This is a genomic window from Myxococcus sp. AM011 (assembly GCF_013372595.1).
Classification (GTDB): Bacteria; Myxococcota; Myxococcia; order Myxococcales; family Myxococcaceae; genus Myxococcus; species Myxococcus eversor.
Window position 1 is genome coordinate 1 of record NZ_JABXEM010000153.1, and the last position, 26,675, is coordinate 26,675.

Below are 26,675 nucleotides of genomic sequence, written 5' to 3' on the forward strand. Positions count from 1 at the left end.
CGCCCGTCCCTCCGTGGACCTGGGCTAAGACGCGCTCCCAAGGTTCCATGGACACTTCTGTTTCTCCCCGCTCCGTCACCGGCCGTATCGACGTCCACCCCCGGGGCTTCGGCTTCCTCACCGTGCAGGCGCCCGGCACCCAAGAGGTGCTGTCCGCCTTCATCCCTCCCCCGGACCTCAACCCGCTGCTGGCTGGCGACATCGTCACCGGCACCGTGACGGCGGCCGCGGACGGGCGCTGGACGGCCAGCGCGCTGACGCTGGTGGAGCGGCCTCGCACCCGCGTCTACGGCGAAGTCGTCGCCCGCAAGGGAGCGTTCTTCCTGCGCATCGACCGCGAGGTGGGCAACGCGGACTGGGCGCTGGACGCCGGCACCACGCGCGTCCAGCACGGTGACGCCGTGGTGGCGAGCATCCACGAGGGCAAGCTCACGCTGCTCTACAAGGTGGAGCCCGGGGAGGACCGCTCGCTGGAGCGCATCATCGCCCGGCATGCGCTGAACAAGGACTTCTCCCCCGAGGCGCTGGAGGACGCGCGAGTCGCCCGCGAGGTGCCGCACGAGGTGGGCGCGCGGCGGGACTTGCGCGAGGTGCCCACGGTGACGGTGGATGCTCCGTCCACGCGAGACATCGACGACGCGATTTCCGTGCTGCCCGCGGGGCCGGATGGAGCGCTGCGGCTCCTGGTGTCCATCGCCGACGTGAGCGAGTTCGTGAAGGAGGGCACCGCGCTGGATGCGCAGGCGCGTGAGCGAGCCACCAGTGTGTACATGGCGGGGCGCGTGCTGCCCATGTTGCCGGAGGCGCTGTCCTCGGACTGGCTGAGCCTGGTGCCGGGCAAGGAGCGCCGCTGCCTCACGGTGGAGCTGCGCATCGACCCGCAGGGACGGGTGACGGCGGCGGACGTGTACGAGAGCGTCATCCGCTCCTGGGCGCGGCTGAACTACGACGAAGTCGCGGCCTTCCTGGACAAGGGCGAGGTGTCCGCGCCCATGGAGCCGGTGCGGGACGTGATGCCGTGGTTCCGGCTGGCTGCGGCGCGACTGGCGGTGGCGCGGGGTGCTCGCGGCGGCATGGAGTTCGCGCGAGATGAAGCGCGGTTCACCTTCGACGCGGCGACGGGCGAAGTCTCGGGCCTGGTGAGCGAGCAGCCCACGTCCGCGCACGGGATGATTGAGCGCTTCATGGTGGCGGCGAACGAGGCCATCGCCACGTGGATGCTGGTGCGCGGCCTGCCGGGCGTGTTCCGCGTGCACGAGCAGCCGGACCCGCTGCGCGTGGCGGACCTGAATGCCTTCGCGGAGCACTCGGGTTTCGCGGCGGGCTTCGGGCGTGAGCTGACGCCGCTGGCGCTGTCGGCGTTCGACCGGCAAATCGTGGGCGCGGCGGCGGAGCCCGCGCTGCGCTCGGTGCTGCGGCGCTCGTTGGGCCCGTCGCGCTACACGGTGAAGCCGGGGCCGCACTTCGGACTGGCGGCGCCGCTGTACCTGCACTTCACGTCGCCCATCCGTCGGTACGCGGACCTGGCGGTGCACCGCACGTTGAAGGGCTACCTGCAGGGCCGCCGCGACTACCTGGATGAGGACCCGGCGGTGGAGACGCTGGCGGTGCACATCAACGCGCGGGCCCGCGCGGCGACTCGCGCCGAGGCGGACCGGCACCACGTGCTGGAGGCGCGGTGGCTGGCGGGCCACGTGGGCAAGCAGTTCTCCGCGCGCATCGTCCGGGTGCGGCCCTTCGGCCTGGTGGCGCAGTTGGACGGCATGCTGGTGGAGGGGATGTTGCCGGCGGAGGGACTGCCGGGTGGAGGACCCTTCCGTCCGGACGCGCGCGAGCTGTCGCTCGTGGGCAAGGAGCGGACCTTCACCGTGGGCATGCCGGTGAAGGTGAAGGTGGCCTCCACGGACGAGCAGTTGGGCCGGGTGGAGCTGGCCCTCGTCGAATAGGCGCGACTACCCGGCGACCGTGAGGCCCTCTGTCTTGGCCAGCAGCGTGTCCTGGCTCACCCAGCCGAGCAGCCCGGTGGAGGACTTCACGAGGTAGACGTAGGACGTGAAGCGTCCGCCCTGCACGGGGACGGGCGCGGCGGCGAGCACGAGAATCTTCGACGCGGCGGCGAGGGTGGCGACGGGCTTCTTGTCGGTGCGGGAGTATGTGACTGGGAAGCTCTCGCGCACGGTGGCTTCCTGGCCCACGTAGAACAGCTCCTGCGGCACCGGGCCGAGCTTGCCGGCCTTGGAATCCAACGCGAACTTGTCGCGCCGGTTCCAGAACGTCTCCCAGGTGTCGGAGAGGATGATGCCGTTGCCCTTCACCTCGGTGAGGGCGTGGACACGGCCCAGCTCCTTCAGGCTCTTTCCATCGAAGGCATAGACGAGGGTGAGCCGGTCGCTGTCCGTCATGCCCATGTGCACGGCGACCTCCTTGCGCTTGTCTGTGCTGTCGATGTCGATGATGGAGAGGCCGTGGACCTCCGAGTCCGTCTTGCCTCGCAGCGTGGCGGGGCCGGCGGTGAGGATGAACTCCTCGTCGCCCTCCTTCCACTTCACCGCGATGGCCTCCGGCTTGCCGTCGCCGTTCAGGTCGGCGGAGGCGGACTGCGTGGGGAGCTCGTCACCAGCCAGGGCCAGCGGAGCGCCCAGCAGCGCGAAGGTCGTCAAGGCGAGGGCGGGGAGCTGCGTCTTCATGGAAGGAGACCTCGTGAGGCGCGGAAGCGGGCGGAGGTCCCATCGTAGCCACGCGGACCCGCGAGGCACCTGGATTCCCACGGACGTCAGCCGCGTCGTCCGAAGCGTCCTCGGAAGTGTTTGTCGAGGTAGTACTCGGCGCTCGCGTACGCGTCCTGGGCCTTGGAGGACAGGGGTTGTTCGGGGTGGGCCTTCGCGGCACGGCGGGCGCGCTGCATCACCGAGCGAGGCTCGCCCGGAGTCGGGGGAGGCAGCTCGCTGGCGATGGCGTCCACCCACGCGTGGGCCTGGTCCACGATGCCGAGCGCCTCGTCGAGGGTGACTTCCTTCTCCGACAGCGCGGCGAAGAGCTGGCAGTGGTAGCGGCGGCAGCTCGCGGGGCGGTCCGAGTAGACGGTGCACGTGCGCCCATCCAACGCGGAGCAGTGCTGAGCGAGTGCGGGCACGCCGTCCTCGCGCCGGTCGACGGGCACGCCACGCTTCTCCAGGGCCTGGGCTTCCTCGGGCTGGAGCGAGACGTGGGTGAAGAGGGTTCCGTCGCAGCACATGCCGCAGCGCAGGCAAAGGGTGGACAGGGGCATGGGGCCTCGGAACGGGAAGGAATCCCTCCACTAACCCGCCCAGCGACGGTGTTCCATCGCGGCGAGGCGGGGAAGGCACGCACGCCTCCTTGCCCGCGAGGCGCCCCACGTCGAGAGGCTCCGTGCGAGCGTCTGGGAGGATGACACCCTCTTGGGGTCTCATAGCTAGAGGACGAGGGCCACTCGCGAGAGGCCCCGCGAGGGGACTTGGGAGTCAGGCGCACTCGCACGAGGCTCTGTGCCAGTCCGAGGGACACGCTTCTCGCGAGGGGGCCCTCGCTCGTGCGCCGGGCTGAACTACACTGCGTCCCATGCGTGCCGCGTTTCGAGTCCTGACGCTCGCTCTGCTGTCGACGCTGCTCGCGTGCGAGAAGACGCCCGGTGGCGTCCACGTGGTGGTGAACGGGCCGCTGACGCCCGGTGTGGACTTCGACCGGCTGTCCGTCATCGCCTCCCTCCCCGACGGCACTCCGCTCGCCGCGTCCACGCTGGAGGGCGAGGAGCTCCGCCTCCCCGCCACCTTCAACTTCGAGTCCGGCCCCGCCACACCCGAGGGCACTCGCGTCTCCGTGCGCGCCACCGCCGAGCGCGCCGGCATCATCCAGTCCACCGCCTCTGGAGAAGCCGCCCTCACCGCGGGCTCCGGCGCCAGGCTGTCCCTCACCCTGCCCGCCATCCCCGAGCAGCCGGACGCGGGCCCTGTCGTGGAGTCCTGCGACAACGGCGTGGATGACGACGGTGACGGGCTCGGCGACTGCGCGGACCCGGACTGTGTCGGCGCCAGTTGTCAGCCCGGAGGACTCGTCTGCGCGAACAGCGTCTGCGCCTGCCCCGGTGGAATCACCGGCGTCATCTCCGAGCGCCCGGGCTTCGCGCGTCGCTCGGACCCCCTGGTCGTCGCGCCCTCCACCGGCCCCCATGCCGGAGCGCTGGTGATGGTGGGCGGCCGAGATGACTCGGGCAAACCCGTCTCCACCGTGGAGATCTTCTTCCCCGCCACCGGCCGCTTCCTGGAGAGCGACCTCACAGTCCCCCGCGCCGAGGCCTCCGCGCTCGTGCTGGATGATGGCCAGGTGGTGGTGCTCGGCGGCGTGCGCGAGGAAGACACGTTCGAGTCGAGCGCCGAGTGGCTCGACTCCGACGGCGGCACCACCCGCATCCCCTTCACTCCACCGCTGGGCCTGCGTGGCTCGCTCGCGGGTCGGCTCCAAGCAGACGGGGTGATCGCCGGAGGACTCATCTCCATGGGCGTCACCCGGCCCGCCACGGACACGGCGCTCCGCATGACGCTGCGCGGTGAGGACGCGGGCTCGTGGGAGCTGCTGGGCCGGCTGTCCTTGAGATGTCCCTCGGGAGGCGCGGTGCTGGGAGACGCCTTCGTGCTCGCGGGAGGCTGCGCGAGTGTCCCGTCCTCCGAGCGCACGGACGTCGTGGCGCCCCCGGGATTGCTCGGCTCGGGGCCGCTCCTACCCACCTCGCTGACCTCGCCCGCGGTGGTGGAGCTGAAGTCGGGACGGGCGCTGATTCTCGGCGGACGAGAGGCCGGCATCGTCCCCTCCTCACGCGCATTCCTCCTGGAGCGGAATGCCGGGGTGGTGCGGGTGCGGGAGCTGACGTCCATGGACGCACCGCGTGGCGCGCCGCGCGCGGTTCGAGCGGGCAACGGTTGGGTGTACGTCGAGGACAGGGAAGGGGCGGCTGCCGCATGGTTCGACCCGGCCTCGGAGCGCTTCACTCCCGCCGCCTCTCTGTCGACACCTCGACGTGGACATGCCCTGGTGGGCGGTGTCGACGGACGGGTTTATGTCGTGGGTGGAAGCAGACCCGACGCCGGTTCCGACGGACTGTCATTGTTCATAGAGCCGCGTTGCCCTTGAATCCCAGGGGCGGAACACGCCGATGTCGTTCCGCCACGCCTGTACTCGGGAACAAGTTTCCAGACTCTTGAGAGTGCCCAGGCTATATGAACCCCGGTTCACCCTGGTGGTACGCATACCGGGGGACTGCTTCCTTTCGCCCGAAGTCGTACAATCGTCTCCATTCACACAACGGAGCTGGCATGCAGGCGGACACACGGGACGGGACGCGCGGCCGGGAGTCGGTGCTCGGCTACCGGGTGGGGACAGAGCTGACCGCGGTGGCTTCGTTCGGCAACGGCAACAGCGACACGGCGGGCCGGCTCATCCAACTCTCGCTGGAGCACCTGACGCTGAGCCTGGACTCGAACGCGATGCCGCGTCCGGGACAGGCCGCCTCGGTGGTGCTGGGCCAGGGCGAGCGCTGGGCGACGTCGCTGGACGCGGAGGTCATGGAGGTGCGCGGCGGAAAGCCGGAGGTCAGCCTCCGCTTCGTGTCGCCGCCGCTGGACGCGGGCCGTCGCATCGTCACGGTGCTGGAGGCGCTGCGCGACAACGGCCTGTTGCTGCCGCCGGAGACGCGGCCCGTCTGGAAGGAGCGCATCGACCGCAAGGACCGCGTCGCGCGCATCTGTGAAGCGCTCGCGGGTCGTCAGGCGCGCGGCATGGCGCGCACGCCGGATGGCCAGAAGGTCGCCGTGACGGCGGTCTCCTTCGACGCGCTCCAGGGCCGCATGGGCTGGCGCTTCGACGGGCCCATGCCTCGCGGCCCCTTCGTGGTGGAGGCCTTCGGCTACAGCAGCGTGGTGCACCTGGAGGTGACGGAGGCGCGCGAGGAGGACGGCTGGGTGGTGATGCCGGTGCCCTCGGAGCTGGTGCGCTACCGCCACCGCTGGCTGCGTCGCGCGCCGCCGAGCAGCGCGTGCACGCTGTCCTTCAACCACCCCATGTGGCCGCAGGTGCACGTGAAGCGGCCCGTGTTGGACTTGTCCTATGAGGGCCTGGCCTTCATGACCGAGCCGGGCGAGGACCTCCTGTACCCGGGCCTGCGTCAGCCGGTGCTCGAAGTCGCCATGGAGGGCCTGGCGCCGGTGCGGCTGCGCGCGGAGGTGCGCAACATCTCCAGCATGGCGGCGGGGCGTCGGTGCGGCATGTCCGTGCGACCGCTCGACGCGGAGGGTGCCCGGGCGTGGCGCGCGCTGGTGGAGGCGCAGATGCACCCGTCCACCCGCGTGGAGGGTGACTGGGGCGACGCGACGTGGAAGCTCTTCCAGGGCTCCGGCTACTTCGGTCTGCCGGGCAAGTCGCAGGAGGACTTCACGGAGGAGCGTCCCTGGTTCGACGCCACGCAGGAGCGGCTGGAGGGCCGCACGCGGCTGGGCTACCGGGTGGTGCGCCCGTCGGGTGACTCGCTGGAGGCCACGCTGTCCGTGGTGAAGCCGTACGAGAACACGTGGATGGCGCACCAACTGGCGCGTCAGGCGGTGCCCGGTCAGCGCTCCTCGGCGCGCGAGGCGCTGCGTGACATCTACCTGCGCGGCTACGAGCCCACGCAGGTGGACCCGGACGTGAAGTGGTTCATCGCCTTCTGCGAGGCGAACGTGCGCTGGGTGCGCTTCACCAAGTTCGACTTCGCCAACTGGTACGAGCACACCGGCCAGGCGTCCCTCACGCCCTTCCGGCTGATGGAGGCGGAGGTCGACCGCGAGTGGGAGGTGCCCGTGGAAGTCGAAGTCGGGGTGCCCACCGAGGCCGAGCGCGCGCGCTTCTTCCAGGAAGTGGAGCGCACCCGCCCCGTCGCCTACCGCGAGGCGCTCGATTTGGTGGAGGAGCGCTTCGACCTGTCGCGCGCGAGGACGAAGTGGGGCGAGGCGGGCCTGGGCCGCGAGCGCGAGCTGCGCGTGGCCCGCGTCGACGGCCGCGCGGTGGCGCTGGCGGTGATGGAGTCGGCGCAGCCGGGCCTCAACCTCTTCAACGTGCTGGATGGCGTGCGTCTGTTCCCGCTGGTGGATGACGCGCTCCCGGAAGCGCAGCGGGCCATGCTGGCGCTGCTGGCGCACGCGGCGGAGTGGTACCGCCCGCGCGGTCGCCGCGTCTTCGTCCACTACGTGGAGTCCACCTGCGTGGAGTACGTCGAGCGCGCCGCCCTGGCCGACCTGGGCGAGGGCAAGCTGTGGATCATCTCCTCCGCGCTGCTGCCGGAGTTCCTCGAACACCTGTGCGAGGCGACCACGCCCCGCGCGGCGTCCTGAGCGGGGCTCCGAGCCTCCGGGCTTCGGAAGCCTCGGGCCGACGAACCCGGTGACCACGGCCAGCGGACATGAAAAGGCCGGGTGGCCCCAGTGGCTCCACCCGGCCTCATTCATTTCAGGCGACTGGCGAGGGGCTTACTGCTTCGCCACGCGCAGGTAGTACGTCACGCCGCCGATATCGCGGGTCTTCCCCTGGGCGGACGGGTCCTCCAGCACGGCCGCGAAGTCGAACTGCTCGAAGGCCTCCGTCTGCTTGCCGGTGAACTCGTTGTCCTTGAACTCCAGGCCGATGTTGAACTCCTGCAGCGGCTTGAGGGGAATCTGGAACATCGCGCGGGTCGGGTCGGCGACGCGGAACTGCGTCTCGCCCACGCGCTCGATGCCCTCCGACTTGCCGCCAGCGGCCTGCCACAGCGCCGTCAGCTGCTGGCCCAGGTCCACGACGATGGTGCCGCGCGCGATGAACGGGCGCTTCGCGTCCGTCGTCAGCTCACGGAAGCGCACGTTGAACATGCGGTCCTCGCGCAGCGTGTTGCGCAGGATGAACGTGGCGTTGGAGAAGCCGAACGGCACCATGTTCACCACGTTGGTGTTGCGCCAGATGATGTTGTTGTTCTGGCGGGTGTTGTAGTCCGGGTTGCCAATCTCCACCGTCGTCATCGGGTCCGCCGGCGTCACCAGGCGCGCGAGCAGGCAGTAGTGGCCCTGGAAGGGCGGGTTCCACTGCACGACGATTTCGTCATCCGCGCCGCCCGCCAGGTACACCAGCGTCGTCTGGCCAATCTCCGTCCAGCCGGCCGGCCACGAGGTGCTGGTCGCCGCGTTGGTGCCGTACAGCTTCACCACCACGTTGTGCGCGTCCACCGTGCTGCGGTTGCGAACCTTCACGTGCACGTAGTTCGGCTGGCCGAACTCGGGGTTCTCGTGCGGACCGGGGGTGGGCGAGTTGCGGACCCAGATGTCCTCGCTCTCCCACATGCCGTTGCCCGCGGTGGCCGCGTCCGGCTCGTTGCCGGTGTCCCACGGCTTGTCCTTGCCCCACACGTCCGTGCGGCAGGCGGTGGGAACCGCGAAGCCGTTGGTGGGGTTGGTGCTGTTGGAGGTGCCGGACACCGCGTCGGTGCCCAGGCCGAAGGCGGCGAACGCCGTCCACAGCCGGCAGACGTCCTCACCGCTGTGCAGCGTCGTCGCCGCGGCGATGATGCCGTCGCGCACCTGGGTGAAGGTGGGGCTGCAGGGCGTGTTCTTCAGGCCCTCGGTCAGGTACAGCATCATGCGCTGGTTACCGGCGCTGCCCGCGGCGTTGTAGAGGTTGGCGTCGAACCCCCAGCGGTCCACCAGCGCCCAGTACGCCTCCCACCCCGCCTGGGCGAAGACGGAGCCCACGCCGTGGGGAATGGCCATGCCGTTGATGCTGGCGTACGTCCACGTGTTGACCGTCTGGCTGGTGCTGTAGCGCTGCCCGCGGATGCCCAGGCCCGTCGTCGGCTGGCCGAGCGCGTACGTGCCCATGCCGCGACCCTGGGGGCCGGTGTCCGTGGCGCGCGCGGTGTACATGAGCGACAGGAAGTCGCTGATGCCCTCGCCCGGCGCCTGGTTGTTGTTGAGGCAGGAGACGTTGGCGGGGCCGCCGACCAGGCGGTTGGAGATGCCGTGGCCGGCCTCGTGGACGATGATGCCGCTGTCCAAATCACCGTCGCGGTTGGGCACCGTGGTGGTCCACCGGTACATCTGCATGCGCGGACGCTGGCCGTCCGGCGGCGTGAGGAAGTTGGCGTTGTTGGTGCTGGTGCCGTCCTGCGCCTCGGCGCGCACGTCGTCGTTGCCCACGCCGCCGTTGCCGTAGGTGTTGACCTGGAAGTTGCCGCCGGCCTCGTCGAAGCCGTACTGGTACTGGATGTCGTGGATGATGTTGTTCCAGTAGAACAGGTTGGTGACGGCGGCCGGGATGTACGTGCCGGGCGCGTTGGCCAGGTTCAGCGGGAAGCTGCAGAGGAGGGACGGGCCGCAGTCCGGCTCCGGGGTGGTGGGCGGCAGGTTGTTGGCGTCCGCGTCATCGTAGGCGTGGACGTTGTTGCCGCGGTGGATGGTGAACTCGGGGCCGGTGACGCCGTCCGTGTCATGCCAGCCGAAGGGAGAGGCCGTCAGGTTGGCGGGGTTGAGCACGCTCACCCGCAGGCCGTGGTTGGGGCTCTCCACGGGGCGCGGATACACGGAGTAGGCATCCGAGGCGACCCAGTCGAAGCGCGTCCATACCTCGCCCGTCGTGGCGTCCACCGTCATGTCATAGACGTGCTCCTGGTCCGGCGTGTGGACCTGGAAGTTCCACACCAGCCGGGCGTCGCCCTGGTTGACGGGGAGCAGCGCGAGCTGCGCGTCGATGGGCGCGGTGGAGATGCCGGACTGCTCCACGCGGGTGCGCTGGCGGGGACCGGACTCCTTCTCCAACTCGCGGGGCGCGGTGAGCGACTTGAGGCCCAGGTGGCGCGCGGCCCCGGAGACGGCGGCGGCGGCGCCCAGGCGGGGCTGGGTGCTGGTGACGGCGCGGGCCAGCGCGGGCAGGAAGTCGCTGTGCACGCTGAGCACGCGGCCTTCGCTGTCCACGTTGATTTGGAGCTGGCCGTTGTAGAGCGGCAGCCCCTGGTGCGTCTGGCGCAGGTACAGGTGGGTGACACCGCTCTGCCGCGAATAGACGCGGTCGGTGACCTCCAGGTTCGCCAGGTCCGTCAGCTCCAGGCCGAGCAGCTCCCGCTGCGCCTGGACGAAGGAGAGGCCCACGGCGAGGGCGTCACCGCTGCTGCGGCCGGACAGCGCGCCCACCGGGTTGACGATGGAGCGGACCAGGCCCGTGGAGGCGTCGTGCTCCAGGCGGAGCTCCGGCACGCTGCGGCGCAGCGCCGCCTCCTTGTCCTTCTGCAGCGCGCTCACGCCCTTCTTCAGGCCGAGGTTGAGGGAGATGCGGGCGTCGTGGTTGCGCGCGACGCTCGTGTCCTGCGTGGCCGCGAGGGCGGTGGGAGCGCTCAAGGCTCCCATCAGCACCAGCGCCTGGGTGAGGCGGCGGCGGAAATGACCCTGTGACATGTGGACTCCTGCTCTGGGGATGAAACAAGCCGGCGGGGATGAAGAACCGGCTACCCCGCACAGAGCAGTGGACGTGCCAACTGAGTCCTCGAAGCCTTTCAGGCAAGGCTTGGAAAAACTGTAGCGCCCGCCGTCACAACGGCGGGAAGCGTGTAGCAGCGCGAGTCACAGCGAACGTCAGGAACGTCGCCGTAAGCTCATGGAATTCTTCATGTCCGTGAAGAACTCCTCCGTGGCTGAAATCAACGGCTCCGGTGTGAGCACGGGGCGAACGAGACACCGTGTTTCAAAACAGGGTGAGCGAGGACCTCGGGCCATACCCAGACGCCGTCAGCCCATGTGTTTTTTATCGCGATACGTTCCGAGCGCCCGTCACTGGCTCTCGCCTCCCCGAGGTTTGACTCAGGGGAGGCGAAAGCGGGAGCGGACTCGCGACGACTGACTACAGCCCGTCATCCTCTTCGGGGTCCGGGTAGGACTCGAGCTCGTCCTCAGACTCTTCGGTGTTGCGGCCCCGGCCCTGCTTCTTGCCCTTGCCTTCGCTCTTGGCCTCGCTGCCGCCCGCGAGGTCCGCGTCAGGGCCGACGACGTACCACTGACGGCCCTGCTGGATGCGGCGCAGCACGCCTTCCGTCTCCAGCGCGGCGAGCAGCTTGGCGAACGTGGGGAAGCCGTGCTCGCGCTCGTCGAAGTCCGGCTCCTTGCGGACGATGGTCTCCTTGATGAGCGAGGGATTGACCGGGCCGGTGGCGCGGGCAATCAGGTTCTGCACCACCTCGCGGGCAATCTCCGGAACCTCCGTCTTGGAGTCGCGCTTGCCACCCGAGGGCGCGGCCTCCTTCGCCTCGGCCTTGCCGGCCTTGCCCGGCGCGTCGCGGCCATGGCGGCCCCGCTTGCCGTGCCCCACTTCCTCGGTGGCGTGGCGCCCCTTGTCCTTGTCGCCCTTCTCCGAGCGCTGGCGCGTGGTGCGCAGGTAGATGAACTCGTCGCACGCGTTGACGAAGAGGGGAGAGGTGGACTCCTTCACCGCCAGCCCGATGACGGTGCGGCCGTTCTCACGCAGCTTGTAGGCGAGCGGACAGAAGTCGCTGTCGCCGGAGGCGATGACGAAGGTGTCGATGCTCTCCCGCGCGTAGCACAGCTCCAGCGAGTCGATGACCAGGCGCATGTCCGCGCCGTTCTTCCCCGCGCGCGTGGAGGGGGGCACGTCGATGAGCTCCACGCCGAAGCGGTGGAGGCCCATCTTCGCCTCGTTGAAGCGGGACCAGTCACAGTAGGCGCGGCGGAAGACGACCTTCCCCTTCTCCAGCAGCCGGTCGAGCGAGGGCTGGAGGTCGAAGTTGGAGGCGCTGATGCCGGTGTTGGTGACGAGGTTCTCGAAGTCGAGGAAAAGGGCGATGCGGTGTTCGTTGGTGCGACCGTTCACGTGCGGCCTCTGCGATAGGCGCCGGTGTACGGCGCGATGGGCGCCGATGCGCGGCGCGGATGGAGCCCCGGCGCTTTTCCTCCGTTCGGAGGGCGCCCGCCGGGCCCTGCGGGTGCACCCTAGCCTGTTCCCGACGCCCTGGGGCGTTGGCGTTCGTCGGCTGAACACTCGGTGGGAGGCGGTGGCCTGTCCTTCCGGGAGGTGGCCAGGGCACGGTCCAGGCGTGAGCGTCGCGTCGTGGCCTACCTTCGCGGGAGACGGGTCCAAGGACCCCCAGCCGGAGTACGAGTCATGACACGAGGAATGATGTCCAGCCGATGGAAGCGAATCGCCTGGGTGGCCCCGGCGCTGGCCGCGCTGCTGGTTCCCACCGTCGGCCTGGCGGAGCCCCCCACTGGGACCGCCACGGAGCAGACGAGCCTTGAGCCCCAATTGGACACGACGGGCAACCTCGCCGGCAACGTGCCCCCGCTGAACCTGGGCGGCATGATTGGCGCCGATGTCACGCCCACCCAGGGCATGACCCGCATCGTCCAGGGGCCCGATGTGGAACTGCAACCCGACCCCAAGCGCACCCGTCAGATTGAGGGTGACGTGGTGGCGCTGAAGGGCAGCGTGCTCTACGTCCAGCCCGACGGGGGCGCGGTGGTTCCCCTGAGCCTGGAGGCGCTCAGGCTCAAGCAGACTCCCAAGGAGGGCCGGCGCGTGATGGCCGACTACCAGGTGGAGAACGAGACGCAGAACGTGGCGACCGCGCTGGCCGGAGAGAAGTGAGCCAGGGCCCCCTCACGAAATGACTCGGGGGAGCGCCGCCACGCCTTGGCGGTCCTCCCCCGAAACTCCAAGGCGCGATGAGCTACTTCTTCTTGGCGCCGACGACGGTGTCGGGGCGCGCGTTCTCACCGAACTTGCCGGCGGTGTAGTCGCGCGCCATCTGCTCCAGCGTGACGTGCGGCACCTTCTTCGCGTGGCCCGCCTGACCGAACTGCTTCATGCGCTCCTCGCAGATGGCCTGCATGGCCGCGCGCGCGGGCGTCAGGTAGTAGCGCGGGTCGAACTCCTCCGGCTTGGCCATGAAGGCCTTGCGGATGGCGCCGGTGATGGCGAGCCGGTTGTCGGTGTCGACGTTGATTTTGCGCACGCCCGCGCGGATGCCGCGCTGAATCTCCTCCACCGGCACGCCGTAGGTCTCCTTGATGCGACCGCCGTTGGCGTTGATGATGTCGCACAGCTCCTTGGGGACGGAGCTGGAGCCGTGCATCACCAGGTGGCAGTTGGGAATCTTCTTGTGGATCTCCTCGATGCGGCTCATGGCGAGCACGTCGCCGCTGGGCTTGCGGGAGAACTTGTAGGCGCCGTGGCTGGTGCCCATGGCGACGGCGAGCGCGTCGATGCCCGTGCGGTTGACGAAGTCCACCGCCTGGTCCGGGTCCGTGAGGAGCTGCTCCAGCGTGAGCTTGCCCTCGGCGCCGTGGCCGTCCTCCTTCTCGCCCATGCCGCTCTCCAGCGAGCCCAGCACGCCCAGCTCACCCTCCACCGACACGCCGAAGCGGTGGGCCACGTTGACGACTTCGCGCGTGACGGCGACGTTGTACTCGTAGGTGGAGGGCGACTTGCCGTCCTCTTCCAGCGAGCCGTCCATCATCACGCTGGTGAAGCCCATGCGGATGGCGCTGATGCAGGTCTCCGGCGAGTTGCCGTGGTCCTGGTGCATGACCACCGGAATCTCCGGGTAGAGCTCCACCGCGGCCTGCATCAGGTTCCGCAGGAACAAGTCATTGGTGTACTTCCGCGCCCCGCGCGACGCCTGGATGATGGCCGGGCTCTGGGTGGCGCGAGCGGCCTCCATGATGGCCTGGATCTGCTCCATGTTGTTGACGTTGAGCGCGGCGACCCCGAAGTTGTTGGCGGCGGCGTAGTCGAGCAGGGGACGCAGGGCGATGAGCGGCATGACTGTGTCTCTCCGTGGCGGATTTGAAGAAGGGAAGTACAGGCGCCTGAGTTAGCACGGACGCGCCCGAGGGCGCCGCCAAAAGCTCTCCGGACGCGTTCCCCACCCGACGCTGTCAGCGGGTGGGCACCGGGTGCAATTGGACCAGCGGGGGCAGGCGGTCCGCGCGCTCCAGCAGGCGGGGCTTGGGACGCACCGCGACTGGCACCCGGGACTCGGTGAGCAGCTCCAAATCGAACACGTTGTCCCCGAAGGCGGCATACAGGGGCCGCTCGGTGCGCGCTCTCAGACACGTCACCTTCCCGGGGCCGTAGGGGATGGGGGCCACCACGTCCGGCAGCACCGTGCCGCCCGCGGACTGGGGGGTGCTGGCGATGACGTGCTCGGAGGAGATGCCCACCACGCGCGCGGCGGCCTCCACGACGGCGAGCGGCGAGGCGCTCACCACGTAGCAGGGGATGTCCTGCTCGCGGGCCCAGTCCACCACCAGGCGCACCTCCGGGTGGACGCGCTCGGCCACGCCGTGTGACTCCACCACGCCGCGAGCGAACGCGCGCAGCTCCTCCACCGGCCAGCCGGCGAACAGCCACGTCGCCATCTCGCAGATGTCGCGCTCGGCGATGCGGCCGGCCTGGAAGGCGGTGAACAGCCTGCGGGCCAGCGTGCTGTTGCTACCTTCGAGTTCCAGGCCGTGGGCCGCGGCCACCTGCTCCATCCGGGGGCGGGCCTCGTCGCGCACGGCGTCGCGTCCCGTCACTGCCATGAACAGGTCGTCACCGACGTCACCGCTCCACAGCGTGCCGTCTCCGTCGAACGCCAGGAGGCCCCCCGGCGCGGCCTGCGCCTCGCGAGCGATGCGCTCCAGCGTCTGCTCCACGTGCTCCATCTTCATGGCGGGACATCCTGGCCGGATGGCCTCGCGCGGCCAACCCCCGATGATTCACCGAAGGAATTTTCGAGCCTCCGTTCACTCTCCAGCAGCACGGGGAATTGAAGCGTCCAAGGGGGGACGTTTCACGCCGTTGGGGGAACACGCTTGTCCAATCTCAACCTGAAGGTCCTTTCTGGGGAAGGGCCGGATGTACGAGAGGGTGCGTCTGAAGTCGCGTCGGCGGGGACTCGCTCGTCCGAGGAGTTCGTGCGGGGGCGGGGCATCCGGTTGATCCGCGAGGATGGCACGGCCTTCCTCGACGCGGCCTCCGGCACCTTCAACGTCCCGCTCGGGTATGACCACCCGGAGGTGACGGACGCGGTGATGGAGCAACTGCGGCGCATGGCGCACGCCAGCTCCTCGCTGATGGCGGGGCAGGCGAAGCGGGTGCTCTCGGAGCTGCTCGCGCATGCGCCCGCGCACCTGACGGCCGGGTGGATGCGAGACATCACCGGCTCCACCGCCAACGAGTGCGCGGTGCAGGTGGCGCAGAAGGCCACGGGGAAGACGGACATCCTCAGCCTCTTCCTCTCGCACCATGGACAGACGCAGTTCACCACGGCGATTTCGGGCAATGCGTTTCGTCGCAAGGGCTTCCCGGAGTCGGTGTCACCGCACTCGGTGAAGGTGCCGGCGCCGTACTGCTACCGCTGCTTCTACAAGGCGAAGTACCCCGGCTGCGGGATGCTGTGCGTGGAGCGCATCAGCGACTTCGTCGAGTACGCGAGCAGCGGCTCGGTGGCGTGCATGCTGGTGGAGCCCGTGCTGGGCAACGGCGGCAACGTCGTGCCTCCCCCCGGCTACTTCCAGGCGCTCAACAAGCTGTGTGAGGAGAAGGGCATCCTCCTCATCGCGGACGAGGTGCAGACGGGCATGGGGCGCACCGGGCACCTGTTCGCCTCGGAGGCGCTCGGCTTCAAGCCGAACATCGTCACGCTGGCCAAGGGCCTGGGCGGCATCGGCATCCCCGTGGCGGCGGTGTTGTTCGAAGGCGCGCTGGATGTGATGGAGAGCCACGAGCACTCCTTCACCTCGGGGTGCAATCCACTGGCGCTCACCGCGGCGTCCGCGACGTTGAAGGCGATGACGTCCGGCCACCTGCTGGCCACCGTGCGACGCAACGGAATCGTGTTGGGAGAGCTGCTGAACCAGCTCGCCACGAAGTTCCCGTGCATCGGTGACGTGCGGGGCCTCGGGTACATGTGGGGCCTGGAGATTGTGCGCGCGGATGGCTCGCCCGACGTGGAGAAGACGCTGGCGCTCATCCGTGTCGCGGGGGAGCGGCACCAACTGGTGCTGCGCGGCTCCCGCTACAGCTTCGGCAACGTGGTGAAGGTGCGGCCTCCGCTCATCGCGACGCAGGACGACCTGGAAGAAATCGTCGCGCGGTTGTCTCGCGCGCTCGCGGACGTGGGCTGAGTCGGGGACTCGAGGGGGAGCACATGAGGGCAGTGGTGTACACGACAGCCTGGGAGCTGGAGCTGCGCGAGCGCGCCGAGCCGTCCGCGCCCGTGCATGACGAGGTGATGGTGCGCGTGCGCGCCACCGGCATCTGCGGCACGGACCTGGGCATCATCGGCGGTGAGTACGCGGCGAAGCCCGGGGTGGTGCTGGGCCACGAGTCCTCGGGCGAAGTCGTGGCCGTGGGCCCCGCCGTGCGCCATGTGCAGGTGGGGGACCGCGTCGTCATCGACCCGACCTTCTTCTGTGGCCAGTGCCGGCTGTGTCGCACGGGGCGGCAGAACCACTGTCTGCGCAAGGGCGAGACGGAGACGGGCGTCAGCGCCGACGGCACCATGGCGCCGCTGCACAAGACGACGGAGCGCTTCCTCTACACGCTGCCCGCGCACGTGAACTTCGAGGAGGCCAGCCTCACCGAGCCCCTGAGCTGCGCCGTCACGGGCGCGAACCAACTGCGCTTGCGTCCTTCGCTGCGCACGGTGGTGCTCGGCGGTGGGCCCATGGGTGTGTTGTATGCGTGGGTGCTGGCGGGCCTGGGGTTGACGGGGACGCTGGTGGAGCGCTCTCCCGCGCGGCGTGAGCTGTGTCGCGAAGTCGTGGACCGGCGCTGGACGGTGGCCGAGTCACTGGACGAGGTCTGCGCGCGCTACTCCTCGGATGCGGCGCCGCTGGACGTGGTGGTGGACACCACGGGGCGACTGGCCGGTGAAGCGCTGACGAAGCTGTCGCGCGGCGGGCAGTTGTTGCTGGTGGGCCTCAAGCGTCACGAGGTGGCGCTGGACGTGGGGGCCATCGCGGACCGCAGCCTGTCCGTGCAGGGCTCCATCGACTCGCTGGACAGCAGCTTCGCCACCGCGCTGCACCTCATCAGCTCGGGCGTGGTGCCCGCGCGTCGACTCGTTTCGCACCGGCTGCCGTTGGCGTCGTTCCGCGAGGGACTGGCGCTGGTGGGCTGCGACGTGGGGGCCCGGCGTCAGGGCGCTCCCGCGGCCGCGCTGAAGGTCGTCCTCCAACCCTGAAGTCCGAGCGAGGCACTCACGATGATTCATGGACTGCTGATTGAAGGCACGGACTACGCGGGCAAGACGACGGTATGCAAGCTGTTGGGCGCGCACCTGACGGCGGCGGGGCTGCCGGCGCGGCTGGGGCATTGCTACGTGTTCGACATGCCCATCCTCGACCACTTCCTGGCCGAGGCGAAGCGCACGCCGGACCTGCTCCAGATTGACTGGTTCTACTCGGCGAACATCCTGTTGGACCTGGCGCGCTGTCATCGAGGGTTGCCGTCGGGCTTCCTCGTCCAGGACAGACATTGGCTCAGCCAGGTGGGGCGCAACCGCTTCTTCCATCCGGACGTCGCGGGACTGCCCAGTCAGCTCATCTGGGATGAGCACCTGCCGTTCGCGTTCAACTACTACCTGACGTCCACGCCGAAGGCGAAGCGGGAGCGGGCGCTGCTGCGTCCCTCCAAGTCGGTGCGGGACACGTACCTGCGCGACAACCCGGAGCGGCACCAGGCCTACGACGAGTTCCTCGTGTCGCTGCTGCCCTCGGAGGAGCGCTGGACGGTGGTGGACACCAGCGAGCTGCGGCCGGAGCAGGTGGCCGAGCGCATCGCCACGGACGTGCTGCGTCGACTGCATGCGGAGGCCCCGGCGCAGGTGCGGCCGGCGGTGGCTCGCTAGTGGGCTCGGCGGGCTCGGTGGGTGGCAGGCGGAGCACCGGGAAGGGTGAAGCCATTCAGGCACGGGAGGGCGCCATGGAAGTGCTCGTCATCGGAAACAACACGGTGGACATCGTCTTCTCCACGCGCGAGGCGCTGGTGACGGACGGCAAGGTGCAGGCGGATGGGCTGCGCTTCTTCGGCGGCGGGCAGGGCGCCAACGTGGCGGCGATGCTGGGCGCGCTGGGCGTGAGCACGCGCTACTTCGGCGTCTTTGGTGGCGGGGACTTCGGACGGCTGGCGCGGGGCTCGCTGGTGGAGTCCGGCGTGGTGGTGGAGGGAAGCCTCACGGTGGCGGACTGCCCGCAGCACTCGGCGGCCATCGTCGTGGACACCACGCGCGGCACGCGCTCGCTCGTGATGCACAAGGACGCGCGGCTGCGCATGGATGGCATTCCGGCCGAGGCCGCGCCGTTGGACCAGTGCGGCCTGGTGTACCTGGACGGGCACGAGCCCGCCTTCTCGCTGGCGCTGGCGAAGCGCGCGAGAGCCTTGGGTCTGCCAGTGCTGGCGGACGCGGAGGTGGCGGAGGAGGCGCGGCCGCTGTTGCCGTACCTCACCAGCCTGGTGGCGCCGGGCAAGGTGCTGCGCGAGCTGACGGGGGAGCGCGAGCTGTCTGTCGCCGCGCGGACGCTGCTGGCTGGGGGACTGCGCGTGGTGGTGGGCACGCTGGGCGCGGAGGGCTGCGAGGGGTGGACGGCGCAAGGCGAGCACCACCGCGTCGCGGCGGAGCGCTGCGAGGTGGTGGACACCACGGGCGCGGGAGACGCGTTCCATGCGGGCTACATCGCGGCGGTGCAGGCGGGGCAGGGCTTCGGCGAGGCGCTGCGCTTCGCGACGAAGGTGGCGGCGGTGAAGTGCGGAGTCCCGGGGCCGCGCGCGGGCGTGGACCGGCTGGCGCTGCTGGGCGTGGGACTGGGCGCGAGCGGGGGCGCGTCTCTCTCGCTGCTCTAGCGGCGATGGGGACACGGGGGACCGAGCCATGAAGGTCATCGTCACGGGGGCCAGCGGATTTCTGGGGCGCAGGGTGATGCGCGCGCTGCGGATGGAGGGAGTCCAGGCCCAGGGCACCTGGAGCGCGACGCCGCGCCAGGGGCTGATGCGCCTGGACATCACCGATGCGCGCGCGGTGGACACCGCCTTCACGGAGGGCCGCTTCGACGTGTGCATCCACGCGGCGGCGCGTTGCAACCTGGACGACTGCGAGCGTCACCGGTCCGCCGCGACGAACATCAACGTGGGAGGCACGGGCAACGTGGTGGAGGCGTGCCGACGCACGCGCACGCGGCTGCTCTACGTGTCCACGGACCATGTCTTCGATGGCGCCCCCGCGCGCACGTACGTGGAGACGGACGAGCCCCGGCCGCTCCAGCACTACGGCGTCACCAAGCGAGAGGGCGAGCTGCTGGCGCTGACGCTGGAGGACGCGTTGGTGCTGCGCGTGCCGTTGCTCTACGGCCTCACGGGGCCGGACGAGAAGGCGACCTTCGTCACGTCCATGCTGGAGCAACTGGCCACGGGCCAGCCCGTGTATGTGGATGGCGAGCAGGTGCGCTACCCGGTGCTGGTGGACGAGGTGGCGGGCCTGCTGGCGCGGCTCGCGGGGGGCGGCGTGCGGGGCGTGCTGCATTTCAGCGGCGGCGAGGCCACCACGAAGTATTCGTGGGCGCGGCGGCTGGCGCATGCCTTCAACCTGGATGTGTCGTTGGTGCGCACGCGCAAGGAGTCGTCGCTCGCGGTGCGTCCCCGGGACAACCGGCTGGAGTCAACGCGGCTGTCGGCGCTGGGACTGAAGGCGCCGTTCTCCCTCTCGGAGGGAATGGATGTCCTCCGTTACCAGAGGGGGGCGGGCGTATGAGCATCGCGCGAGCCGAGGGTGACTGGCGCGGAGTGATGCGCGATGTGCGCGTGTCGGGCAGCCGCGTCACCAAGCGGGCCACGCACGGGCGCGACAAGCTGTTGCGTGAAGTCGCGTGGCTGAAGGCGCTGCCTCCACGCGCGGCGGAGCGTTTCCCCCGGGTGCTGGAGGTGCGCACCGGCGCGGACTGGGCCGAGTACGACATGGACTTCTGTCCATGGCCGGAGCTGTCGCGGGTGCTGGTGGACGGCACGCTGACGGTGGGCGAGGCGGTGGGCGGCACGCGGAGCATCGTGGCCTTCGCCTTCGACGTGCTCTACGCGGACCACCACCGTCCCGCGCCCGAGGGCTTCTTCCACGCCAGCTATGTGGACAAGTTCTGGAGAAGGGCCAGCGCGGGCCGGGGCCTGTCGGCGCGCTTCGACCGGCTGTGCGCGGCGGGGAGCCTGGAAATCAACGGCCGGCTCCACCGGAGCGCGGCCGAGCTGGTGCGCGCGCTGGAGCGGGACACGGAGCTGCTCGCGCGACTGAACCCGCCTCGGGTGGGACGGTTCCACGGCGACTTCAAGTTCGACAATGTCCTCTTGGAGCCGGCGACGAATCGGTTCCTGCTGTTGGATCCGCGGGGTTCGACTGTCACGGGGGATGCGGACAGCGACTACCTGGAGGACCTGGCCAAGCTGCGCACCTGTACGAGGGGTCTCTACGATTTGGTGCGCGCGGGCGCGGCGCGGGTGACCGAGGGCATCGATGGCCTGTCCTGGGAGTGGGCCTTGTGGGCGAAGCCCGCGTTGGAGCGCTTCGCCGCGCTGGATGCGTGGCTGAGCGAGGAGCTGCCCGCGCGAGCACTGGCCCGAGGTGACACCGATTGGCGCGTGCGGTGGGACTTCGTCACGCCGCTGCTGCTCCTGGCCAATGCGCCGTTCCAACTGGCGCCGGTGAATCCTCGCACCGAGGACATCGCCCTGGTGCTGCATGCCACGGGCGTGCGGTTGCTGGCGGAGGCGCTGGAGCGTCACGGCACGCGGAACGCGGAGGTGAGGCCATGACGCGTGCCACGCGGAAGTGCGCGGTCCTCCGAGGCGGCGTCATGAGGCGCGGGGCGAGGAACCCTTCAGTCCTCCGAGGCGATGTCATGACGCGCGAGGCGCGAAATTGCTCAGTCCTCCGAGGCGGCGTGGAGGAAGCCGGGCAGCACCGCCCGCAGGCCCGCGATGACGGCGGCGGCCACGAAGGCATGACCCACGGACACGAGCGTGGGGCGCACCGCGCGAATCAGTGGGGGCAGGTGACGCTTGTCCAGGTCATGCGCGGCATTGACGTCCAGGCCGTGCTCGCGGGCCCGGTCCGCCGCGCGCACGAGTGCCTCCAGCGCACCCTCCTGCGCGGGCGTGCCGAAGCCCTCCACGTAGTCGCGGCAGTTCAACTCGACGGCGGCGACGCCAGCTCGGGCGACCAGGTCGACGGCCTCCGGCTCCGGGTCCACGAACACGGAGAGGCGCGTGCGTCCGCTCAGCGTTCGTGCCCAGTGCGCGAGCCGGAGCTGGTCATCCCCGGGGTGCCAGCCGCGCTGCGTGGTGAGGTGGTGGGCCTCGAAGGGCGTCACCACCCAGCAGCCGACGCCGGGGGTGCGCTCCAGCAGCGCGCCGAGGTCCTCGCGCAGGTCTCCGCCGACATGCAGCGTGGCGTGGCCCTCGCGCACGGCGTCCAACGCGGCGAGCGCGGTGACGTCGTGGGGCTTCACGTGCCGGTGGTCGGACCACTGGTGGACCATCAGCGCGCGGCAGCCGCCTTCGATGAGCGTGCGCGCCGCCTCCGTCAAATCCGGCACGGCGCCGCCGCGCGACGAGCGCAGCAGGGCGACCTTGTTGAGTCCCACGCGCAGCAGGGGTGTCGGCACAGCGGCACGCATCGACGGACCTCCCGGTTCGAGGTGCCCATCCTCGCATGGCCGCCGGGTCGCGACACGCGCCGCGTGGCGTGAGCGTCTCCTTCCGAATTCAGCGGCCTCTCATGGCCGCGCCAGGTGCAGCACGCAGCACGCAGTGAACGAAGACCCATCAAGGAGCATCACCATGAACAAGCCCCGTAGCGTTGCCATCAAGCTGTCCGCCGACACCATGAAGTGCGTCGTCGGTGGTTCCATCTCCACCCTGCCCAACGGCCCGGTCATCACGCAGCCGCTGCCCACCCTGCCCGGTCCCATCGTCACGGGCCCCATCATCGTGGGCCCGGGCCGCGTCTTCCCGGTGCTGTGATTCGTCAGTGAAGGCTGACCGCGTGAGCCGTTGAGGTTCATGCAGGGGAGGCGCGGGCCGCTCAACCCGGCTCGCGCCTTCCTTCCTCTATCCGCTTCTGGTGTCTTTGCCCTCATGACCCAACCCTCGCGTGACGAACTGATGAACCTGGTGGGCGTGGACCTTGACCAGTTGCTGGCGCTCGAGTCTTTGACGCCCGCGGTCGAGGCCGCCGTGTTCCTGTCTGGCTCCCTGGTGGAGGGGATGGGCAATGCCTTCTCCGACATCGACGTGTTCGTCGTCGGTCGGGGCGAGCCGACGGGCACCAGCCTGCACAAGGCCGGAGACGCGCTCTTCTCCGTGCACATGCTCGGCAAGCGGCGCGTGGACTTCGAGTACTGGAGCGAGGCGTCGGTGGAGGCGCTCGCCGCGAAGCTCGCCGCGTTGGACCTGGTGGAGGGTGGCCGGGACAACGTGATGATGGAGCGGCGGATGACGGAGGACGAAATCGTCTTCCTGCACCGCGTGCGCACGGGGGTGGCGCTGATTCACGGCGACCGGCTGGACAAGTTGCGCTCGCGCTTCGACTTCCGTCGCCTGTCGTGGTGGTTGATGGAGGTGAAGATTCGCGAGGTCGACGACGCGCTCGAGGACCTCTACGGGATGATGGAGCAGCCGGACGTCGCGCTGATGCGCGCACGGGAGCTGCTCAACTCCACCTGCGATGCCTTCTGCCACTTCCGGGGCAACACGAACATCCGTCGCAAGTGGCGCACGCGGATTCTGGGGAAGCTCGCGGAGGGCAGGGACGACGAGGCGCGCGATTTCGAGGAGCGCTTCTGGCAGCTCCAGTTCCCGGACGGCGCGCGGCTGTCCCAGCACCCCGAGGAGCTCAAGGCCTATCTGGAGACGTGCATCCGGGTGTGCAACCAGCTCACGGATATCATCCAGGAATGAGCGCCATGGACCTGGACGCGCTCATTCCCGTCACGCACCTGCGCGTGCGGCGCCGTCGAGCCGAGGGGCAGGTGCACCTCATCCTCGACAACTACTACTTTGATTTGGACGAAGGCACCGACGCCGTCTGGCGCGCCTGTGACGGCGTGAGGACGGTGGCCGAGGTGGCGGAGGCGCTGCACCGCGAGCGGGGCTGGGCGTTGGAGCTGGCCCGGTCCGTCACTCGCGAAACGCTGAGGGCCTTCGCCGAGCAGGAGCTCGTCTCGCTCGTCGCCCCGACTTCCACACGCAACCCATCCGCAGGCGGTGAAACCCATGAGTGAAAACAACGGCCACCTTCCCATCATCGGACGTGCCTGGCATCCCTCCACCCGTGAGCCGGGGCCGCTGTTGCCCGCGACGCGGCTCGCGCTGGCGAACTGGGTGAGGCCGGACGGACTGGCGCGACGCGAGCTGGTGCTCGGCGCGGCGGAGGGCGAGCCCTGGGAGGTGATGACCATTGACAGCGAGAGCGCCGAGCAGGCGTGGCGGGTGATTCACCTGCTCGACGGCAAGCGGACGCTGTCGGACATCGCGAAGGAGACGCGGCTGGACCTGGCGCTCGTGTCGTCGGTGGCACAGGACCTGTATCACCGCGCGGTGTTGGTGCAGACGAGCGGGTTGGAGGTGGATGCGCTGACGTATTACGAGCACCTGCGCTCGCTGGCGGGAATCGCGCAGCAGCGCTGGGGGCCGTCGTCGATGCTGCGTCGGTTCTGGACGGGGCCGGTGTCTCGTCGACTGGCGGTGGGCTACCTGCTGGAGAACTACCACTTCGCGGCGGCGGCCTCGTCGCACCAGAGCGCGGCGGTGGCATCGCAGCCGACGGAGCGACTGAAGACCATCCTGAGCGAGCACCTGTCCTTCGAGTACTGGCACCACGCGTGGCTGAAGCGCGGGTTGGTGGCGGCGGGGCTGACCGAGGCGGACCTGGAGCAGGCGTCGCCGCTCATCTCGATGCAGGCGCTCATCAATCACTTGCGCTGGCTGGGGATGGCGGACCCGCTGTCGTACTCGGCCTGCATCGGAGTGGGTGAGGGAGACCCGACGGCGCTGGCCACGGTGGGGAAGTTCTGGGAGCGCTTCACCGAGCACGGGGTGCTGCCGGTGGAGGCCTTCGGGCCCTTCCGGGACCATGACATCGGTGATTGCAGCGACGACCATGACCAGTTCGGTCGCGAGCCCTTCGCGGACGCGGGCCCGCTCACCGCGGCGGACCAGGCGCGCATCCGTCGCCGGCTCATCACCTTCTGCCGGCTGACGATGGCGTACCACCGCGAGCTGCTCGACTTCTACGGACCGGAGCAGGGGCCCACGGTCTTCTCCGTGGAGGACTGATTCGGCTCACTCATGAGTGTGCTCGCGGACTCCGCCGAGGTCTCTTCGCTGGACGCGCGTCGCGTGTCTGGCGTGCTGCGCGTCCTGCCGGAGGAGGTTCGTCGACAGTTGGAGCGGACAGGGCGCGTGCGCGAGTACGTGTCCCAGGAGCTGGTCGCGACTCGGGGTCAGCCCTGCGACACGGTGCGCCTGGTGTTGGAAGGCATGTTGGTGATGGGGCGCCTGGGGGCGAACCACGGGGCCTTCCTCCGGGTGACGCATGTGGCGGCGGGCGAGCTGTATGGCGCGCACGCGCGTGACGACGGAGCGACGCACGGCTTCGACGTCGTGGCGGGTGGAGGGGTGCGCGTGCTGGAGGTATCCGGCGCGGACTTCCGGGAGGCGCTGGCGCTGGATGAGACGGGTGGGCTGACGGCGCTGCTGTGCCCCGCGTTGCGCCGTGCGCTGCTCGACTTGTTCGCGGACGATGTGGAGCCGGAGGGTGTGCTGCGGCTCGCCGCGTGCTTCCGGGAGGGCACGGTGCCTGAGGGCACGGTGCTGATGCCCGCGGGTGCGACGGCGGCGGAGTGGTGGGTGCTGAGACAGGGCTCGGTGCGCTACGGCGAGCGGGCGCTGGGGCCGGGTGAGGACTTCGCGTTGGATGCGCTGCTCCTGGACGCGCCGGTCTTCGCCGCGGCGACGGCGCTGGAGACCAGCACCCTGCTGTCCGCTCCGAGAGGCGCGACGGCCGAGGTGCTGCTGCGCTTCCCGGGCGTGCGCCGCGCCCTGGGGCGACGCGTGGCGAGGAGCAGTGCGCAGTTCAACCGATGGCCGCACGTGGTCCTCACGGACGTGAGTGCGCCTCCCGAGGCACCTCCGGAAGAAGAGGGCTCGATGGAACTGCCGGAGCGGCCTTCTTCCGCGTCGCCGTGGAAGCCGGTGCCGTTCTACCGACAGCAGGAGCACATGGATTGTGGGGCCGCGTGCCTGCGGATGGTGGCGCGGTACTACGGACACGAGCTGGACTATCCGTCGTTGATGAAGCTCGCGGGCGTGAGCCGGTATGGCACCAGCCTGCTGGACTTGTCGCGCACGGGAGAGCAGCTCGGGTTCATCACCACGGGCATCCAGGCGGACTGGGAGCTGTTGCGCTCGGTGGACCTGCCGGCCATCGCGCACCTCCAGGACCGGCACCACTTCGTCGTGGTGTGGCGAGTCACTCGCAAGGGTGTCGTGGTGGGTGACCCGTCATTCTCCACGCGCTTCATTCCCCGCGAGGAGTTCCTGCGCTCCTGGCGAGGGGTGCTGCTGCTGCTCAAGCCGTCGGACCGGATGTCGACGGCGGTGGCGGCGCTTCCGCCGAAGCAGAAGGAGCAGTCCGCGCTGGCGCGCTTCTCCGTGTTGGTGCGTCCGTATCGCCTGGTCATCGCGGAGCTGGTGGGGCTGTCGTTGTTGTTGCAGGTGCTGGCGCTGGCCTTCCCGTTGGGAAGTCAGGTGGTCATCGACCGGGTGTTGATGCGCGCGGATGCGCAGTTGTTGGACGTGTTGTTGGTGGGGTTGGTGGTCACCGCGCTGCTGTCGGGGGTGCTGGCCTTCGCGCGGAGCTACCTGGTGCTGGAGGTGTCCACGCGCATCGAGCGAGACGTGGTGGAGACGCTCTACCGGCGGGTGCTGGACGGGGCGTCGGGGTTGTTCCAGCGCTTCACGACGAGCGACATCCTGAATCGCTTCATGGAGGTGGGGCTGATTCGAGGCTTCATCGTGGACAACGCCATTGCCATCACCATCGACGTGGCGCTGGTGTTGAGCACGGCGGCGGTGTTGACGATGTACTCGTCCACGCTGGCGGTGCTCGCGCTGGTGTTGATGCCGCTGCACCTGCTGGTGTCCGCGGTGGTGGGCCGCTGGGTGCGGAACCACACGGTGGCGTACCTGTCACAGCATGACCTGTACCAGACGCACCTGATGGACTCGTTCAAGGGGTTCGAGTCGCTCAAGGCGCACGCGCTGGAGCTGCCGTTCCTGCGCACGATGCAGCGCTTGCTGGCGCCGTCGCTGCAGCACGGCTTCAAGGCGTCGATGCACGGAGCGATTGGCGCGAGTGTGTCGCAGACGTTGGACCTGGTGGGCAGTGCGTTGGTGTTGTGGGTGGGCTCGCGAGCGGTGTTGCGAGGGGAGCTGACGGTGGGAGCGCTCATCGCGGCGACGCTGTTCGCGAGGCAGATGAGCGGGCCGGTGGTGAGGCTGGCGACGCAGTGGCGGGACTACCAGCGCGTGCAGGCGCACCTGGAGCGGGTGGGAGCGGTGCAGGATGTGGC

22 protein-coding genes are annotated in these 26,675 nt (G+C 69.6%); 15 read left to right on the top strand and 7 right to left on the bottom strand.

Annotation, left to right across the window (positions count from 1 at the left end; all coding sequences use genetic code 11):
• The first annotated feature begins 47 nt into the window (after positions 1–47).
• The gene (locus tag HUW62_RS28260) at positions 48–1,946 is read left to right on the top strand and encodes a ribonuclease R family protein (RefSeq protein ID WP_176436167.1); all 1,899 of its coding nucleotides are present in this window, start codon (positions 48–50) and stop codon (positions 1,944–1,946) included.
• 6 nt (positions 1,947–1,952) lie between these two features.
• On the opposite strand, the gene HUW62_RS28265 is transcribed toward HUW62_RS28260, so the two are convergent.
• Both HUW62_RS28265 and HUW62_RS28270 read right to left on the bottom strand, forming a co-directional pair.
• Positions 1,953–2,687: a hypothetical protein gene (locus HUW62_RS28265; protein ID WP_163868678.1), complete on the bottom strand. Its 735-nt coding sequence runs from the start codon at positions 2,685–2,687 to the stop codon at positions 1,953–1,955.
• Between the two features lie 86 nt (positions 2,688–2,773).
• Positions 2,774–3,268: a YkgJ family cysteine cluster protein gene (locus tag HUW62_RS28270; protein ID WP_163868679.1), complete on the bottom strand. Its 495-nt coding sequence runs from the start codon at positions 3,266–3,268 to the stop codon at positions 2,774–2,776.
• Positions 3,269–3,579: 311 nt separating this feature from the next.
• On the opposite strand from HUW62_RS28270, the gene HUW62_RS28275 reads away from it, so the two are divergent.
• Together HUW62_RS28275 and HUW62_RS28280 are read left to right on the top strand one after the other, a co-directional pair.
• Positions 3,580–5,145 carry a hypothetical protein gene (locus HUW62_RS28275; RefSeq protein WP_163868680.1) on the top strand — a complete coding sequence of 522 codons (1,566 nt, stop codon included), beginning with the start codon at positions 3,580–3,582 and terminating at the stop codon, positions 5,143–5,145.
• A 182-nt stretch (positions 5,146–5,327) separates the two neighbouring features.
• Positions 5,328–7,376 carry a PilZ domain-containing protein gene (locus HUW62_RS28280; RefSeq protein WP_163868681.1) on the top strand — a complete coding sequence of 683 codons (2,049 nt, stop codon included), beginning with the start codon at positions 5,328–5,330 and terminating at the stop codon, positions 7,374–7,376.
• Between the two features lie 135 nt (positions 7,377–7,511).
• On the opposite strand, the gene HUW62_RS28285 is transcribed toward HUW62_RS28280, so the two are convergent.
• On the bottom strand, positions 7,512–10,457 hold the full coding sequence (locus tag HUW62_RS28285; RefSeq protein WP_240356821.1) for a M36 family metallopeptidase: 2,946 nt from the start codon (positions 10,455–10,457) through the stop codon (positions 7,512–7,514).
• Positions 10,458–10,899: 442 nt separating this feature from the next.
• Positions 10,900–11,883 (bottom strand): NYN domain-containing protein, encoded by a 984-nt coding sequence (locus tag HUW62_RS28290; protein ID WP_163868682.1) that lies wholly within the window; start codon positions 11,881–11,883, stop codon positions 10,900–10,902.
• Positions 11,884–12,174: 291 nt separating this feature from the next.
• On the opposite strand from HUW62_RS28290, the gene HUW62_RS28295 reads away from it, so the two are divergent.
• A complete protein-coding gene (locus HUW62_RS28295; RefSeq protein WP_163868683.1) occupies positions 12,175–12,657 on the top strand; it encodes a hypothetical protein in 483 nt (160 codons plus the stop codon).
• Between the two features lie 82 nt (positions 12,658–12,739).
• On the opposite strand, the gene fba is transcribed toward HUW62_RS28295, so the two are convergent.
• Together fba and HUW62_RS28305 are read right to left on the bottom strand one after the other, a co-directional pair.
• Positions 12,740–13,834 (bottom strand): class II fructose-bisphosphate aldolase, encoded by a 1,095-nt coding sequence (fba, locus tag HUW62_RS28300; protein ID WP_163868684.1) that lies wholly within the window; start codon positions 13,832–13,834, stop codon positions 12,740–12,742.
• A gap of 115 nt (positions 13,835–13,949) precedes the next feature.
• Positions 13,950–14,726, bottom strand: a complete 777-nt coding sequence (locus HUW62_RS28305; protein WP_163868685.1) for an HAD family phosphatase — start codon at positions 14,724–14,726, stop codon at positions 13,950–13,952.
• 144 nt (positions 14,727–14,870) lie between these two features.
• On the opposite strand from HUW62_RS28305, the gene HUW62_RS28310 reads away from it, so the two are divergent.
• The 6 genes from HUW62_RS28310 (at position 14,871) to HUW62_RS28335 (ending at position 20,856) form a co-directional block, all read left to right on the top strand.
• Positions 14,871–16,184, top strand: coding sequence for an aspartate aminotransferase family protein (locus HUW62_RS28310; protein ID WP_205522763.1), 1,314 nt, complete (start codon positions 14,871–14,873; stop codon positions 16,182–16,184).
• Between the two features lie 23 nt (positions 16,185–16,207).
• Complete coding sequence (locus HUW62_RS28315; protein WP_163868686.1) at positions 16,208–17,245, top strand: zinc-binding dehydrogenase; 1,038 nt, start codon at positions 16,208–16,210, stop codon at positions 17,243–17,245.
• Between the two features lie 21 nt (positions 17,246–17,266).
• Positions 17,267–17,911, top strand: a complete 645-nt coding sequence (locus HUW62_RS28320) for a hypothetical protein (RefSeq protein ID WP_163868687.1) — start codon at positions 17,267–17,269, stop codon at positions 17,909–17,911.
• Positions 17,912–17,985: 74 nt separating this feature from the next.
• Entirely contained in the window at positions 17,986–18,903 is a 918-nt protein-coding gene (locus HUW62_RS28325) for a carbohydrate kinase family protein (RefSeq protein ID WP_163868688.1), read from the top strand.
• A gap of 28 nt (positions 18,904–18,931) precedes the next feature.
• On the top strand, positions 18,932–19,807 hold the full coding sequence (locus HUW62_RS28330; protein ID WP_163868689.1) for an SDR family oxidoreductase: 876 nt from the start codon (positions 18,932–18,934) through the stop codon (positions 19,805–19,807).
• Positions 19,804–20,856, top strand: a complete 1,053-nt coding sequence (locus HUW62_RS28335) for a phosphotransferase (RefSeq protein ID WP_176436168.1) — start codon at positions 19,804–19,806, stop codon at positions 20,854–20,856. Before HUW62_RS28330 ends, HUW62_RS28335 begins: the two co-directional genes overlap by 4 nt.
• 110 nt (positions 20,857–20,966) lie before the next feature.
• Here HUW62_RS28335 and HUW62_RS28340 read toward each other — a convergent pair whose 3' ends face one another.
• On the bottom strand, positions 20,967–21,719 hold the full coding sequence (locus tag HUW62_RS28340; RefSeq protein WP_176436169.1) for a pyridoxine 5'-phosphate synthase: 753 nt from the start codon (positions 21,717–21,719) through the stop codon (positions 20,967–20,969).
• Between the two features lie 163 nt (positions 21,720–21,882).
• Here HUW62_RS28340 and HUW62_RS28345 point away from each other — a divergent pair, with 163 nt between their 5' ends.
• The 5 genes from HUW62_RS28345 to HUW62_RS28365 all read left to right on the top strand — a co-directional run.
• Positions 21,883–22,065: a hypothetical protein gene (locus tag HUW62_RS28345; RefSeq protein WP_176436170.1), complete on the top strand. Its 183-nt coding sequence runs from the start codon at positions 21,883–21,885 to the stop codon at positions 22,063–22,065.
• A gap of 114 nt (positions 22,066–22,179) precedes the next feature.
• A complete protein-coding gene (locus HUW62_RS28350) occupies positions 22,180–23,001 on the top strand; it encodes a nucleotidyltransferase domain-containing protein (RefSeq protein WP_163868693.1) in 822 nt (273 codons plus the stop codon).
• Positions 23,002–23,006: 5 nt separating this feature from the next.
• The gene (locus tag HUW62_RS28355; protein ID WP_163868694.1) at positions 23,007–23,324 is read left to right on the top strand and encodes a PqqD family peptide modification chaperone; all 318 of its coding nucleotides are present in this window, start codon (positions 23,007–23,009) and stop codon (positions 23,322–23,324) included.
• Entirely contained in the window at positions 23,317–24,378 is a 1,062-nt protein-coding gene (locus tag HUW62_RS28360; RefSeq protein WP_163868695.1) for a hypothetical protein, read from the top strand. Before HUW62_RS28355 ends, HUW62_RS28360 begins: the two co-directional genes overlap by 8 nt.
• Before the next feature lie 12 nt (positions 24,379–24,390).
• A partial coding sequence (locus HUW62_RS28365) for a cysteine peptidase family C39 domain-containing protein (RefSeq protein ID WP_176436171.1) occupies positions 24,391–26,675 on the top strand: 2,285 nt, incomplete at its 3' end.